At 73.8% G+C, this 14,735-nt stretch carries 12 protein-coding genes; 10 read left to right on the top strand and 2 right to left on the bottom strand.

All coding sequences use genetic code 11. The features are described 5' to 3' along the window. The first annotated feature begins 31 nt into the window (after positions 1-31). From ACR807_RS36770 to ACR807_RS36750, 5 genes are read left to right on the top strand one after another with little or no spacing between them, the layout of a single operon-like run. Positions 32-730, top strand: coding sequence for a hypothetical protein (locus tag ACR807_RS36770; RefSeq protein ID WP_438926128.1), 699 nt, complete (start codon positions 32-34; stop codon positions 728-730). Positions 731-777: 47 nt separating this feature from the next. Beyond that, entirely contained in the window at positions 778-2,160 is a 1,383-nt protein-coding gene (locus ACR807_RS36765; protein WP_438926127.1) for a ricin-type beta-trefoil lectin domain protein, read from the top strand. Positions 2,161-2,170: 10 nt separating this feature from the next. Then, the gene (locus ACR807_RS36760; RefSeq protein WP_438926126.1) at positions 2,171-3,229 is read left to right on the top strand and encodes a sugar ABC transporter substrate-binding protein; all 1,059 of its coding nucleotides are present in this window, start codon (positions 2,171-2,173) and stop codon (positions 3,227-3,229) included. A gap of 19 nt (positions 3,230-3,248) precedes the next feature. Continuing rightward, positions 3,249-4,754 carry a sugar ABC transporter ATP-binding protein gene (locus ACR807_RS36755; RefSeq protein WP_438926125.1) on the top strand — a complete coding sequence of 502 codons (1,506 nt, stop codon included), beginning with the start codon at positions 3,249-3,251 and terminating at the stop codon, positions 4,752-4,754. Continuing rightward, positions 4,747-5,769 (top strand): ABC transporter permease, encoded by a 1,023-nt coding sequence (locus ACR807_RS36750; protein WP_438926124.1) that lies wholly within the window; start codon positions 4,747-4,749, stop codon positions 5,767-5,769. Before ACR807_RS36755 ends, ACR807_RS36750 begins: the two co-directional genes overlap by 8 nt. A gap of 43 nt (positions 5,770-5,812) precedes the next feature. Here the strand turns inward: ACR807_RS36750 and ACR807_RS36745 are convergent, their stop codons facing one another. Then, entirely contained in the window at positions 5,813-7,660 is a 1,848-nt protein-coding gene (locus ACR807_RS36745) for an RICIN domain-containing protein (protein WP_438926123.1), read from the bottom strand. Positions 7,661-8,013: 353 nt separating this feature from the next. Here ACR807_RS36745 and ACR807_RS36740 point away from each other — a divergent pair, with 353 nt between their 5' ends. The 4 genes from ACR807_RS36740 to ACR807_RS36725 are packed head-to-tail and all read left to right on the top strand — an operon-like array spanning position 8,014 to position 12,899. Beyond that, positions 8,014-9,237, top strand: coding sequence for a sugar ABC transporter substrate-binding protein (locus ACR807_RS36740; protein WP_438926122.1), 1,224 nt, complete (start codon positions 8,014-8,016; stop codon positions 9,235-9,237). 4 nt (positions 9,238-9,241) lie between these two features. After that, entirely contained in the window at positions 9,242-10,201 is a 960-nt protein-coding gene (locus ACR807_RS36735) for a carbohydrate ABC transporter permease (RefSeq protein ID WP_438926121.1), read from the top strand. Further along, the gene (locus ACR807_RS36730; protein WP_438926120.1) at positions 10,198-11,013 is read left to right on the top strand and encodes a carbohydrate ABC transporter permease; all 816 of its coding nucleotides are present in this window, start codon (positions 10,198-10,200) and stop codon (positions 11,011-11,013) included. The genes ACR807_RS36735 and ACR807_RS36730 overlap by 4 nt, the downstream gene beginning before the upstream one ends. A 35-nt stretch (positions 11,014-11,048) precedes the next feature. Beyond that, the gene (locus tag ACR807_RS36725) at positions 11,049-12,899 is read left to right on the top strand and encodes an amylo-alpha-1,6-glucosidase (protein WP_438926129.1); all 1,851 of its coding nucleotides are present in this window, start codon (positions 11,049-11,051) and stop codon (positions 12,897-12,899) included. Positions 12,900-12,916: 17 nt separating this feature from the next. On the opposite strand, the gene ACR807_RS36720 is transcribed toward ACR807_RS36725, so the two are convergent. Further along, positions 12,917-13,927: a LacI family DNA-binding transcriptional regulator gene (locus tag ACR807_RS36720; RefSeq protein ID WP_438926119.1), complete on the bottom strand. Its 1,011-nt coding sequence runs from the start codon at positions 13,925-13,927 to the stop codon at positions 12,917-12,919. 256 nt (positions 13,928-14,183) lie between these two features. On the opposite strand from ACR807_RS36720, the gene ACR807_RS36715 reads away from it, so the two are divergent. Next, on the top strand, positions 14,184-14,735 hold a 552-nt coding region (locus ACR807_RS36715; RefSeq protein ID WP_438926118.1), incomplete at its 3' end, for a DJ-1/PfpI family protein.

The following is a 14,735-nucleotide window of genomic DNA, read 5'->3' as shown; positions in this document are numbered from 1 at the left end:
CCACCCTCACCGCACGGCAAGGAGAGACGTCATGGGCAGGACCACGACGGTGGGGCGGGCACGGCCCGGGCAGCCACCGCGCCGGCCCGCCGGCCCGCGGTCGCCGTGGATCTCGGCCACCGCCCTGGTCACCGCGTTCGCGCTCGGGTTCGCCGTCGCCTTCGCGTCCGGCTCGTGGATGTCGGGACCGGACCCGACGCAGCGCCGGATCGCCGAGCTGGAACAGGCCGAGGCGCAGCGCGACGTCGAGCAGGTCGGCGCGGTGACCGAGCTGGCCAAGGGCGGCCGGGACCGCCTGGCACCGGTGCTGGCGGCGATGGCGGGGGCCGCTCCCCCGCCGGGCGGGGCGTCGCCGGTCGCGCCCACCGCCGAGGACGTGCGCGGCTGGCGCGACGTGGTGGCCGCGGAGGTGCGGCGGTACGAGGAGACGCCGTCCGCGGGCAACGGCGTGAACGTGGCCCGCACCGGGCTGCGGACCGCCGTCGAACAGCTCGCCGCCGCGGTCGACGGTTTCGCCGCCGCCGCCGGTGCCCCCCAGCCGCTGGCCGGCGAGCTGCTGGCGCTGGCCGGCGCGCAGCGCACGTTGGCGCTGCGGACCTGGTCGGTCGCCGCGCTCCAGCTGGACGTGATCAACGTCGACGCGGGCAAGGGGCACGTGCACGTGTACCTGCCCTCCGCCCCGGGGTCCGGCACGATCCCGGCCGACACGGCCCCCGAGGGCACCGGGTGACCGCCGGACCTCCCCCGGACCACACCACGCAGAACGGGAGAAGACCCGTGTTCGAGAACAACCGTCCACACCGGCTCGGAACGCTGATGGCCGCCGCCGCGGTGTTCCTGGCCGGTACCGGCGTCGCGACCGCGGCACCCGCGCCGGCGACGCCCGACACCACCCCCACCACCGCGGCCGTCACCACCGCGGCCGTCACCACCGCCGCCGCGACCGCGGGCTGCGGCAAGGCGCCGACCCTGCGCAGCGGCACGCACACGATCCAGAGCGGTGGCAAGAGCCGCAGCTTCATCCTGAGCGTGCCCGACGACTACGACAACACCCGCCCGCACCGGTTGGTCTTCGGGTTCCACTGGTGGGGCGGCACGATGAACGACGTCGCCTCGGGCGGGAGCGACGGCGACGTCTACGCCCACTACGGGCTCCGCCGGCTGGCGAACAACACCGCGATCTTCGTCGCGCCCCAGGGCATCGGCAACGGCTGGGCCAACTCCGGCGGTGAGGACGTCACCTTCACCGACGACATGATCAGGCGCATCGAGGACGACCTCTGCGTCGACACCGCGCAGCGCTTCGCCCTCGGCTTCAGCTACGGCGGCGCCATGAGCTACGCGCTCGCGTGCGCCCGGGCGGCGGTGTTCCGGGCGGTGGCGGTCATCGGCGCCCCCCGCGAGCTGAGCGGGTGCGCCGGCGGCACGCAGCCGATCGCCTACATGGGCATCCACGGCATCTCGGACAACATCGGGTCGGGACGCGCGCTGCGGGACCGGTTCGTCCGGAACAACGGCTGCGCGGCGCAGAACCCGCCGGAACCGGCGGCGGGCAGCGCCACCCACACCACCACCGCCTACGCGGGGTGCCGGACCGGGTACCCGGTGGTCTGGGCCCCGTTCGACGGCGGTCACCAGCAGGGCCCGGTGGACGGGTGCGCGGGCTGCGAGAGCGGTGCCCGGAGCTGGGTCAAGACCGAGGTGTGGAAGTTCTTCACCGGCGAGCAGCCGCCGACCCCGACCACGTTCCGGCTGCGCGGCGAGGCCTCCGGCCGGTGCCTGGACGTCAGCGGCGCGAACCCCGCCAACGGCACCCAGGTGATCGTCTGGGACTGCGGCAACGGCGCCAACCAGCAGTTCACCCGCAACGGCAGGGCGCTCCAGGTGCTCGGCAAGTGCCTGGACGTGCCGGGCAACGCCGCCGCCGGCACGCGGGTGCGGATCTGGGACTGCTCCGGCGGCGCGAACCAGCAGTGGGACCTCGACGCCGGCGGCACGGTCCGCAACGCCCAGAGCGGGCTGTGCCTCGACGTCAACGGCGCCGCCACCGCCAACGGCTCCGCGGTGATCGCCTGGAACTGCCACACCGGCCCGAACCAGCGCTGGTCGCAGCTCCAGGGCGGCACGGCCGCCGGCTCACCGCACGACACCGCGCGCTAGGAGACCCGCCGTGCAGACCAGGACCCGCGCCCGCCTCGCCGCCGTCGCCGCCCTCACCACCGCGCTCGGCGCCTGCGGCGCCCCGGGTCCGGGGTCGGGGACCCCGGGCGCGCCGGTGGTCGGTGTCGACTACCCCCGGTCGGACACCGACTTCTGGAACTCCTACATCGAGTACAGCCCCGGGTTCGCGGAGGAACTGGGTCTCCGGCTCACGACGACCAACTCCCAGAACGACGTCGCCAAGCTCACCGCCAACGCCCAGGCGTTCATCAGCCAGGGCGTCGAGGGCGTCGCGATGGCCCCGCAGGACACCGCCGCCATCGCACCCGCGCTGGAGCAGCTGGCGGCGAAGGGCATCCCGGTGGTCACCGTGGACACCCGGCCCGACAGCGGCAGCGCGTACGTGGTGGTCCGGGCGGACAACCGCGCGTACGGCGAGAAGAGCTGCCGGTTCCTCGGCGCCAAGCTGGGGGGCCGGGGCAAGGTCGTCATGCTCCAGGGCGACCTCGCCTCGATCAACGGGCGCGACCGCACCGAGGCGTTCAACGACTGCATGGAGACCCACTACCCGGGCATCACCGTGCTCGGGGAGGCCACGAACTGGGACGGCGCGGTCGCCGCGCAGAAGCTCCAGACCGACCTCACCGCCCACCCCGACGTCAAGGGCGTCTACATGCAGTCGAGCTTCGCGCTCGCCGGCACCCTCCAGGTGCTCAGGCAGAAGGGCCTGCTGGTGGGGCCGGAGGACCCCCGGCACGTGCACGTGGTCTCCAACGACGGCATCCCCGAGGAGCTGATGAGCATCGCCGAGGGCCGGATCGACGCCACCGTCTCCCAACCGGCCGACCTCTACGCCAAGTACGCCCTGCACTACCTCAAGGCCGCGATCGACGGCGAGGTGCTCACCCCCGGCAGGACCGACCACGACAGCACGATCATCCAGGTCCGCGACGGCCTCCTGGAGGACCAGCTCCCCGCTCCCCTGGTGACCGCCGACGGCGGCACCTACGACGGCGTTCCCAGCCTCAGGAGCGACGACGGGTCCCTGTGGGGCAACGCGCGCGGCTGATCGGGAGGGCGGCACGACGATGGCCACGACTGCGCCCGTCGCCGAGGCGACGGGGTTGACGAAGCGGTTCGGCTCCACGGTGGCCCTGCACGGGGCCGCCATCAGCGTCGAGGAGGGGCGGACGCACGCCCTCGTCGGGCGCAACGGCGCGGGCAAGTCGACCCTGGTGTCGATCCTCACCGGGCTCCAGGCCCCGGACGAGGGCGAGGTGCGGTTCGGCGGCGAGCCCGCGCCCCGGCTCGCCGACCGCCACGCCTGGCGGCGGCGGGTGGCGTGCGTCTACCAGAAGTCCACGGTCATCCCGGAGCTGTCGGTCGCCGAGAACCTGTTCCTCAACCGGCACGACCGCGGCCCCGGCGGGCTGATCAGCTGGCGGGCGGTGCGCCGCGGGGCGAGGGAGCTGCTGGACACCTGGTCGGTCGACGTGGACGTGCGCGCCCCCGCCGGGGAGCTGGACGTCGAGCAGCGGCAGTTCGTGGAGATCGCCCGTGCCCTGTCGTTCGGGGCGCGGTTCATCGTCCTGGACGAACCGACCGCCCAGCTCGACGCCGCCGCCATCGCCCGGCTGTTCGCCCGGATCGGCGAGCTCCAGCGGCAGGGCGTCACCTTCCTGTTCATCAGCCACCACCTCCGGGAGGTCTACGAGATCTGCGACGTGGTGACGGTGTTCCGCGACGCCCGGCACGTCCTGACCGCCGCGGTCGACGAGCTGCCGCGCGCCGACCTGGTCGCCGCCATGACCGGCGAGGTCGGCGCGCGGGCCGGCGGTGTGCGCCGCAGCCCGCCGCCGGGGGCCGCCGACGTGCTCAGGGTGGACGGCGCGTCGCTGCCCGGTGCCTACCACGACGTGTCGTTCCGCGTCCGGGCCGGGGAGGTCGTCGGTCTCGCCGGCGCGGCGGGCAGCGGCCGCGTCGAGATCGCGGAGACCGTCGTCGGGCTGCGGGCCGCCGCGCGCGGCACCGTGGAGATCGCGGGCTCGCGGCCCCGGCCGGGCAGCGTGCCCGCCGCCCTGGCGGCCGGGGTCGGGTTCGTGCCGCGGGACCGGCACCACCAGGGCCTCGTGCCGGGGATGTCCATCGCGGACAACGTGACCCTGACCGTCCCGGAACGGCTCGGCCGCGCGGGGTTCATCGACGGTCGCCGCCGCGACGCCCTCGCCAGGTCCGTGATCGGGAGGCTGGCCATCAAGGCGCCGGGCCCCCGGCTGCCGGTCAGCGGTCTCTCCGGCGGCAACCAGCAGAAGGTCGTCATGGCCCGCGCGCTGGCCAACGACGCCGCGGTGCTGGTGCTGATCAACCCGACCGCCGGCGTCGACGTGCGGTCGAAGGAGTTCCTCCTCGGCAAGGTCGAGGAGGTCGCCGCGTCCGGCACCGGGGTGCTCGTCGCCTCCGACGAACTCGACGACCTGCGCCTGTGCGACCGGGTCCTGGTGGTGTTCCGGGGCGGGGTGGTCGCCGAGTTCGCCCGCGGCTGGCACGACCACCAGCTCGTGGCCGCGGTGGAGGGGGTGGACCTCGGTGCGTGAGACCCCGGTGCGCGAGACCACCGTGGGTGGGACCACGACCGGGGGTGGGCGGCGGATCGCCCTCGCCCGGCTGCGCGACCTGGCGCTCGTCCCCGCGATCGTCGTGATCGCGATCGTCGGCCACCTGGTCAGCCCGGTGTTCCTGCGGGCCGACAACCTCGTCAACATCCTCCAGACCATGTCCGAGATCGCCGTCCTCGTCCTGGCCCAGGCGCTGGTCCTGATCGTCAAGAAGATGGACCTCTCCCTGGAGTCCACCGTCGGCCTCGCGCCGGGGGTCGCCGCCTGGCTCACGGTGCCGGTCGGCGCGGGGCACGGGCTGGGCCTGGTGCCGGGCGGCTGGTCGGTGCCCATCACGCTGGCGGTCGGCGTGCTGGTCGGCGTCGTCAACGCGCTGTTCGTCATCCGGTTCGGGCTCAACGGGTTCATCGTGACGCTCGGCATGCTGATCGTGCTGCGCGGCGTCCTCACCGGCATCTCGGGCGGTCAGACGTTCTTCCGGCTCCCCGGGTCGATGCTCTACCTCGGCACGGCGCAGTGGCTCGGCGTGCCCGCCTCGGTGTGGGTGTGCCTGGTCCTGTTCGCCCTCGGCGTCGTGGTCCTCGGCTTCACCGGCTTCGGCCGCTCCCTGTACGCGATCGGCGGCAACGTCGACGCCGCCAGGGCCGCCGGCATCCGCACCGACCGGGTGCTGTGGGTCGTCCTCGTCACCGCCGGCCTGCTCGCCGCCCTCAGCGGCCTCCTGCTGTCCGGGCGGCTGGCCTCGGTCGCCTCAGGCCAGGGCAACGGCTACATCTTCACCGTGTTCGCCGCGGCCGTCATCGGCGGCGTCAGTCTCAACGGCGGCAAGGGCACCGTGTTCGGCGCCTTCACCGGCGTGCTGCTCCTCTTCGTGATCCAGAACGTGCTGACCCTCGGTGGCGTCCCCGCGCAGTGGACCGGCGCGCTCAACGGCGCGATCATCCTCGTCGCGCTGGCGCTGTCCCGCGTCACCGGGGGCAGGGCGCAGGAGTGAGCGGACCGCCGCACCGACGGGTCGGGTCGAGCGGCGGAGGTGCTCACCGGTCGCCGTGCCCGGGGAGGCGCCAGGTCTGGTTGAGCGGGCTGCCCTGACCGGTCGGGTTGCACGTCCACTGGTGGACCGGGGCGCCCGGCACGGTGGAGACGGCGCTGACGTCGACGCACTTCCCGCTGTGCCGGGCCACGAGCTGGTGGTCGTCGGGGTCGTTGCCGGCGTAGGAGACCCTCCGCAGGGCGAACTGCTGGTTGACGCCGCCGTTGCAGGACCACTGGATGACCGCGGCACCCTCCGCGGTGGACGCGCCGTTGACGTCCAGGCACTTGCCCGACTGCTGGTTGACGACCGCGTAGGTGCCGGCGAGCCCCGCCACCGGGCGGAAGTCCCACCGCTGCTCGTCACCGGAGCCGCACGGCGACTGCTGCTGGCGGGTGCCGTCGGCGGTGCTGCGGCCGGGGTTGGTCAGGCACTGCCGCGAGTGCTGCGCGACCGCGGTGGACCGGAAGGCGCCACCGGTGTCCGAGGGCGGCAGGACGGTGATGGTGAACGCGTCGTCCGCGTTGGTGTGCGGCAGGGTCACGGTGGTGGCGTTGCCGGACAGGGCCACGACCGAGTCCAGGACGGTGACGGGGCCTTGGACCGCGCCGCCGCCGTTGTGCGGGACGCGCTCGGCGAGCACCCGCACCCGGTTGTCGCGCACGACGCCCTCGGTGGTGTCGAGGCCCAGCAACCGGACCGCGATGTTCCCCGTCGTGCGGCCACCGCCGACCAGCACCTTGGCCTCGCCCGGCGCCTTCGTCGCGAACCCGTCGTAGGACGCGCTGGGCGTGACCGCGGCGATCCGCCCGGTCTGCGAGCCGTAGAAGCGGTAGACCCACCACTCGCCCTTGGGCTGGTGCCGACCGGCCGAGTCGCGGACGAGCAGGTTGCCGAGGTCGTTGTGCAGGTTGCCACCGCCCGCCCAGTTCGCGCGCAACCCGTCCACGCCGGCCCGTTCCAGCCGTGCGATGTACCAGGAGCCGTCACCGGGGTTCTGCTCCGACTGGGACCCGTACTCGTTGATCTGGTAGGGGCGCGGGTGCGGGATGCCGCGTGCGCCCAGGGTGGCATCGGCCGTCGCCGCGTTCGCCACCGGGTCGCCCGGCAGCGAGTGCCAGCTGATGATGTCGGGGACGACGCCGTTGGCCCGCGCGAAGTCGAGGTACTGGGTCCACCACCCCGACGTCGACGGGACGCACGCGCAGCTCGGGCCGACGATCAGGTGCGTCGGCAACGCGGCCCGGACGCGCTGGTGCGTGCGCCGCACGAGTTCGAAGTACTGCGACTGCGGTCGGTTCCAGAACAGCGGGATGTTGGGCTCGTTCCAGGTGTCCCACTGCACCGGCGCGCCCGTCGCCCGCACGTCGTCGATCAGGCGGGTGAGGAAGTTGTCGTAGTCGGTCCAGTCGCCGTTGTCGCCGGGGAACCGGGAGATCGGGTAGCCGTCCGCGCCCCACAGGTCGTGCGGCAGCAGGACGAACTCGCCGCCCAGCGACCGGGTGCGCAGCAACTGGGCGCGGGTCGCGTTCCACCGGCGCTCGTACTTGCCCGACACCCAGCCGCCCGGGGCGTCGAGCTGGGCGCCGCCGGCGCGCATGTACCGGAACCGCACGTCGCGGAAGAAGTCGTCCGCGGGTGCGGACGCGTTCTCCGTCATGCCGTAGATCCAGCCCGACGCCCGGTGGGTCGGCGCGCCGCCCGTCACGGCGAAGTCGACGGTTAAGGACTCGTCCCCCGCCTGCGCCGGTGGGCCCGGGACGACGACGGACGCGGCGACGGACACCGCGGCGGTGAGGAACGGGATGATCCCTCGGGAGCGGACGCGCCGCCTCCTGGTCGTGGTGCTCACGCCTGGCTCCTCGTGCGGGGAAGGGGCGGCGACCGGGGCAGGCCCGGCGTGGTGCGCCGGGGGCGGTTCGCCGTTGGACCGTGCCGAGCCCGACCGCAGTCGGACGGTGAGTCGAACCGGTTCGCTCACCAGTGAGCGTAGGCTCCGAGCCCCGGCGGAAGCAACGATACCGCCCGTCGAATTGATTCGACTCCCGCTGTACACGACCTTCTGGGGCATACCGGACCACCCTTGCGGTCGCCTCCGACGAGCGGTGGACATCGCCGGTTCCACCCTGCACACTAGGTGCTGCTCGAACCGGTTCGACAGTGCGGACCGGCGGAGGCCGGAACCCGATCACCAGGAGAAGCACAGTGAGCCGCTCCCCCTTCGCAGCCGGTGTGCTGGCCCTGACCGTGGTCGCCTCGGTGACCGCGTGCTCCTCGCCGGACGCCTCCACCCCCGGCGCGTCCGCGCCGTTCACCCTCTGGGACCCCTACCCGCAGCAGGGGCCCGACTCGGCCTGGGCCAAGGCCGTCGCGTCCTGCGGCGCGGCGTCTGGCGTCACGATCGAGCGCACCGGTCACGACACCACGGACCTGACCACCAAGGTGCTGCTGGCCGCGCAGCAGGACGTCCCGCCGACGGTGCTCGTCGTGGACAACCCCGTGGTGTCCACGCTCGCCGAGGGCGGGGTGCTGAGGACCGCGGAGGAGCTGGGCGCGGACATCTCCGGCGTCGAACCGAACCTGGTGGCCGCCGGGCAGCTGAACGGCCGGACCTACGGCGTCCCGATCGGCGCCAACACCTTGGCGCTGTACTACAACGAGGCGGTCCTGGCCGGGGCGGGCGTGGACGTGGCGTCGATCCGCGACTGGGCGTCGCTGACCGCGGCGCTGGACGAGGTCGTGCGGTCCGGCAAGAAGGGCATCACCTTCTCGGCGGTGGGCACCGAGGAGGGCACGTTCCAGTTCCTGCCCTGGTTCTGGGGCGCCGGGGCGGAGCTGACCGACCTGTCCTCGGCCGACGCCGCGGCCGCGCTCGACCTGTGGAAGGGCTGGCTCGACAAGGGCTACGCGCCCACCACGGTGGTCGGCAACACCCAGACCGCGAGCTGGCAGGAGTTCGAGACCGGGGAGTACGCCTTCGCCGAGAACGGCACCTGGCAGCTGTCGGGGGTCGCCGGGTCGGGGCTGGACATCGGCGTGCTGCCCATCCCGGGGCGGACCGGGGGCACCGCGCCCGCCCCGACCGGCGGCGAGTTCGTGACCGTCCCCGTGCAGGCCGACAGCTCCCGCGACGCGACCGCCCGCACCGTCGTGGACTGCCTGACCAGCGGGGAGAACGCCCTCGCCGTCGACACCGCCCTGTCCTACGTCTCGGCGCGCCCGGACGTGCAGGCCGAGCAGGTGGCCGCCGAGCCCGGCTTCTCCTCCTGGGTGCGGGCCGTGAAGGCCGCCCGGGGCCGCACCGCCGACGGCCTCGGCACGAAGTACCCCCGCATCTCCGAACCGCTGTGGAACGCCGTGCAGGCGGGGCTGACCGGCTCGCTGCCCGTGCGCGACGCCCTGTCCCGGGCGCAGTCGGCGGTGGGCTGACGCCGTGCGCGCCCCCGAACCGCCCGGCGCCCGGGACGCGGCGCAGGACCCGCCGGGCGGCGCGCCCCCCGCTCGACCGCCCCGCCGCCCGGAGCAGCTGACCGCGTGGGCGTTCCTCACCCCGCTCGTGCTGTACCTCGCGCTGTTCTACGCCTACCCGCTGCTGCGCAACGTGGACCTGAGCCTGCGGTCCTACACCGTCCGGTCGTTCGTCCGGGGCGGGGCGGCGTTCGCCGGCACGGCGAACTACGGGGAGGTGCTGGCGAACCCCGCGTTCGGGCGGGCGCTGGTCACCACGGTGCTGTTCACGGCCGCGTCGCTGGCCCTCCAGTACGGGATCGGGCTCGCCCTGGCGGTGTTCTTCCACCGGCACTTCCCGCTGTCGGCGACGTTGCGCGCCTTGTTCCTGGTGCCGTGGTTGCTGCCGCTGATCGTGTCCGCGTCGACCTGGGCGTGGATGCTCAACAGCGAGGCGGGCGTGGTCAACGCGCTGGTCGAGGCGCTGGGGTTCGGCCAGGTCGGCTGGCTGACCTCGCCGGGCTGGTCGCTGGTCTCGGTGACCGTCGCCAACACCTGGATCGGCGTCCCGTTCAACCTGGCGATCCTCTACAGCGGCTTGCAGGCGATACCGAAAGAGGTCCACGAGGCCGCGGCGCTCGACGGCGCCACCGGCCGGCAGCGGTTCCGGCACGTCACCTTCCCGCTGCTGCGCCCGGTCTCGTCGATCACGCTCCTGCTCGGGCTGGTCTACACGCTCAAGGCGTTCGACGTCGTGTGGATCATGACGAAGGGCGGTCCCAGCGGCTCCTCCACCACGCTGGCCACCTGGTCCTACCAGCTCGGGTTCGGCAGTCCGCTGCCGAGGTTCGGCCAGGGCGCGGCGGTGGGCACCGTGCTGATCCTGCTGACCCTCGTCGCCGCCGTCGCGCACCTCCGCGCACGCGACCGCCGGGAGGACCGATGAGGCGGACCCGCCTGTGGAAGACCGCGGTCGGCGTGGTCCTCACCGCGCTGATGCTGTTCCCGGTCTACTGGATGGTCAACGTCTCGCTCACGCCCGCCGAGCGGATGCGCCGGGACCCGCCGGACCTCCTGCCGCTGCACCCCACGTTCGAGGGCTACCGCCGCTTCCTCGCCGACCAGCTGCCCTACCTGGGCACCAGCCTGGCGATCGGCCTCGGCACCGCCGCGCTCACCCTGGCGGTCGCCGCGCCCGCCGCGTTCGCGCTGGCCACGCTCCGGCTGCGCGGGCGGGGAGCGCTCGAACTCGCCCTGGTGGTCGCGCAGATGATCCCCGGCGTCGTCATGGCCCTCGGATTGTACGGGACCTACGTCCAGCTCGGCATCGTCAACCAGGCGTGGGGGCTCGTCATCGCCGACTCGACCATCGCCGTGCCGTTCGCCGTGCTCGTCCTGACCGCGTTCATGTCCGGCATCCCCGAGGAGCTGACGCAGGCCGCCCGCGTCGACGGCGCGGGCACGCCGCGGGTGTTCTGGTCGATCGTCCTGCCGGTCAGCCGCAACGGCCTGGTCACCGCCGGGCTCTTCGCGTTCCTGTGGGCGTGGTCGGACTTCGTGTTCGCCTCCACCCTGGACGCCGGCGGCGCGCACCAGCCGGTGACCCTGGGCATCTACAAGTACATCGGCAACAACAACCAGGAGTGGAACGCCATCATGGCCACCGCGGTCGTGGCCTCGATCCCCGCGGCGGTCCTCCTCGTCCTCGCCCAGCGCTACGTCGCCGAGGGCGTCACCGCGGGCGCGGTCAAGGACTGAGATCCCGACGCACCGCCGGAAGGACCACCGTGTCGATGCCACCGCCGTTCCCGAGCAGCGCGATCCCGAGCAGCGAAGTCCCGGTCGGCGAGATCCCGGTCGGCGAGATCCCGGTCGGCGAGATCCCGGTCGGCGAGATCCCGGTCGGCGAGATCCCGGTCGGCGAGATCCCGGTCGGCGAGATCCCGTTCAGCTGCGCCGGGTCCTGGCTGGACGTCTCCCCGGTCGTGGCCGAGAGGCGCACCGCGCCCGACCTGCACCTCGTCTCCCACCACAACGGGATGCACGCCGTGCTCGCGTTCACGCCGCTGGTCGACGGGCGGCGCGCCGACACCGAGGTCACCGCCACGCCCGCGGTGCTGTCCTGGAGCGCCGGTCGGGGCGGGATCGACCTGGCGTTCGAGGACCCGGACACCCTCCGCGTGACCGGGTCGGGCCTGGAGCTGCGGCTCGGCGCCGCCCACGGGGTCCTGACCCCGTTCAGCGGCACCTACCTGTACCGGGACCCGGTGTCGGGGGGACACGTGTTCACCTCGTACGAGACCGGGATGCGCTACCGCGTCACCGCCCTCGCCGGGACGGTCCTCGCCGTCGGCGACCAGGCCCTGGGTGCCCACGAGCGCGGCGTGGTCATCGGCCCCGGCGCGGACGGGCGCTGGGAGGTCGCCGTCGAGACCTACCGCACGTCCCGCACCCCGTACCGGTCGGGACAGGACTTCCGGGCCGTCGTCCGCGCCCGGGAGGACGGGTTCCGGTCGTTCCTCGACGCCGTCGCGCCGTGGCGCGACGACACCACCCCGGCCGCCGAGGCCGCCGCCTACGTGCTGTGGTCGGCCACCGTCCGCCCGGCCGGGTTCGTCGGTCGTCCGGCGGTGCTGATGTCCAAGCACTGGATGGACAAGGTGTGGAGTTGGGACCACTGCTTCAACGCCCTCGCGCTGGCGCCCGGCGAGCCCGCCCTGGCGTGGCACCAGTTCCTGCTCCCGTTCGACCACCAGGACGACAGCGGGGCGTTGCCGGACTCGGTCACCCACTCGGAGGTCCTGCACAACTTCGTCAAACCCCCCGTCCACGGGTGGGCCTTCGCCCGGCTGCGCCGCGCCCTGCCCGCGCCGCTGGACCACGACCAGCTCACCGACGCCTACGCGGGGCTGTCGGCCTGGACCCGGTTCTGGCTCGACCACCGCCGGGTGCCCGGCCACGTCCTGCCCCACTATCAGCACGGCAACGACAGCGGCTGGGACAACGCGACCACGTTCGACGCCGCACGCCTGGTCGAGACCGGGGACCTGGCCGCCTTCCTCGTGCTGCAACTGCACCAGCTCGCCGGGCTGGCGGTCGAGCTCGGCCGCCGGCACGAGGCGGACGGGTGGGCCGCCCTCGCCGAGGAGATCCGCGCGGCGCTGTTCGACCGGCTGTGGGACGGCCACCGCTTCACCTCGCTCGACGCCGCCACCGGCGAGCGGCACCGCTCCGACAGCCTCCTGGACCTGATGCCGATCGTGCTCGGCGAGCACCTGCCCCCCGGCCACGCGCAACGGCTCACCGCGCTCCTGGAACGCCACCTCACCCGATCGGGGCTCGCGACCGAGCTGCCCGCCTCCGCGCGCTACGAGCCCGACGGCTACTGGCGCGGTCCGGCCTGGGCGCCGACCACCGTCCTCGTCGACGACGGGCTGCGCCGTGCCGGTTTCCCCGACCTGGCGGACGACGTCAGCCGGGCCTTCCGCGAGGTCTGCGAGAAGTCCGGCTTCGCGGAGAACTTCGACGCCCGCACGGGCGACGGGCTCCGGGACCGCGCCTACACCTGGACCGCCTCCGCCTACCTGCTGCTGGCCGCGGACGCCGTGCGCCGCCGCCGAGCCTCCCCGGACCCGTGGCGGTGAGGCCGTGCGCGAAGCCGCTACCGCAGGCGCGCGCCCGTGCTGGACCGCAGGGAGATCACCGGCTCCAGCAGCGCGTGCCGGGGTGTGGCGTCCGGGTCGGCGATCCGCTCGACCAGCAGTTCCACCGCCAACCGGGCCATCTCGCCGGCCGGCACGTCGGCCGCGGTCAGCGGCGGGTGGAAGTCCTCCGCCAGGCGGTTGGCGATGACGCCCGTGACGGAGAAGGCCCCCGGCACGTCCAGCCCGTGGCGGTGCAGCGCCCGTTGCAGGCCGGGCAGCGCCGCCTCGTTGATCGTCACCGCGGCGGTGACCTCCGGCCAGCGGGCGCGGATCTCCTCGAAGCACGCCAGGCCCGCCGCGGGCTCGTCGGCGCAGCACACGCCGTGGGCGGCCAGTCCCCGCTGCTCGGCGGCCTCGGCGAACCCTGCCGACGCGCGCAGGGCGGGGCCGTAGCCGGACGCCACCAGCTCGTCGGACCGGTTGATCAGCACCAGGTCCCGGTGGCCGAGGTCGGCCAGGTGGTGCACGCAGCGCCGGACCAGCGCCGCGTAGTCCACGTCCACCCACCACGACGCGCCCGGGCGCTCGACGTGGCCGATCGAGACGAAGGGCAGGGCGGCCCGCTCCAGCCGCTCCACCCGCGGGTCGTCCAGCAGGATCTCCATCAGGATGACGCCGTCGACCCGCCGACCGGTGACCACCCGTTCGAAGGACCGGTCGTGGTCCCCGCCGCTGGGCGAGAGCAGCACGTCGAGGTCCTGGGTGGCGGCGGCCTCGACCACGCCGGCCACGAAGTCGAGCTGCACGTCGGTCAGCCGCCGGCCGGCCGGGGGGATCACCAGGCCCAGCGTCCGCGTCCGCCCCTCGGCGAGCGCCCGCGCGCTGGCGTTGGGCCGGTAGCCCAGCTCGGCGATGACGTCGTTGATCCGCCGCGCGGTGGCCGTCGACACCGGCCGCTTCCCGCTGAGCGCGTAGGACACCGTGCTGCGCGACACTCCCGCCCGCTTGGCGATCTCCCCGATGTTCATGCGCACTCCGTTCAACCGGTTCGACGGGGTCCCGATGATACGGCTCCCCCGGTCGCCGAAGTCCCGGCAACGACCCGGAAGGGTGTCGGTTCACCGATTCGAACCGGTTCGGTTCTGCGGGCGGGTGACCGGTGCGGTCGGACCCGCCCGGCCGATTGTGCGGGCGACCGGCGACCCCGTACCGTCCGATGTGGTGGTCGCCGGTCGCACACCCCGAAGGGCGCGGCGGCGCGTCGAGCGGGGATGAGGAGCGAGCATGGCCCGGGTACTGGTCCTGACGGCCGACGCCGCCGAGGAGCTCGACTCGATGTACCCCGTGTTCCGCCTGCGCGAAGGGGGTCACGACGCGGTCGTGACCGCTCCCACCACGCGCGCGGTCAAGCTGGTGGTGCACGACTTCGAGCCGGGGTGCGACGCCTACACGGAGAAGCCGGGCCACCTGCTGCCGGTGGACCTGGCGTTCCGCGACGTCGACCCCGCGGAGTACGACGCGCTGGTGATCCCGGGCGGGCGGGCGCCGGAGTACATCCGGACGGACCCCGACGTGGCCCGGGTCGTCCGCCACTTCTTCGACCGCGACCTGCCCGTGGGCACGATCTGCCACGGACCGCAGGTGCCCGCCGCGCTCGGGCTCCTGCGGGGCCGCACCACCGCCGCCTTCCCGCCCCTGAGGTTCGACGTGGAGCAGGCCGGCGCGACGTTCGTGGACGCGCCCGACGTCGTCGACGGGGCGATGGTCTCCTGCCGCGGCTGGCCCGACCTGCCCCTCTGGTCGCGCGCGTTCATGCGCGTCCTGGAGAAGTCGCAC

It is taken from the genome of Saccharothrix sabaoui, assembly GCF_051756985.1.
Classification (GTDB): domain Bacteria; phylum Actinomycetota; class Actinomycetes; order Mycobacteriales; family Pseudonocardiaceae; genus Actinosynnema.
Note: the sequence above shows the minus strand (reverse complement) of the source record. Positions and strands in the feature narration are given on the sequence as shown.

Coding starts and splice junctions, on each gene's coding strand:
- ACR807_RS36725 (WP_438926129.1), top strand. CDS start 11,049: ATGCCACCGCCGTTCCCGAGCAGCGCGATCCCGAGCAGCGAAGTCCCG.
- ACR807_RS36755 (WP_438926125.1), top strand. CDS start 3,249: ATGGCCACGACTGCGCCCGTCGCCGAGGCGACGGGGTTGACGAAGCGG.
- ACR807_RS36720 (WP_438926119.1), bottom strand. CDS start 13,927: ATGAACATCGGGGAGATCGCCAAGCGGGCGGGAGTGTCGCGCAGCACG.
- ACR807_RS36730 (WP_438926120.1), top strand. CDS start 10,198: ATGAGGCGGACCCGCCTGTGGAAGACCGCGGTCGGCGTGGTCCTCACC.
- ACR807_RS36770 (WP_438926128.1), top strand. CDS start 32: ATGGGCAGGACCACGACGGTGGGGCGGGCACGGCCCGGGCAGCCACCG.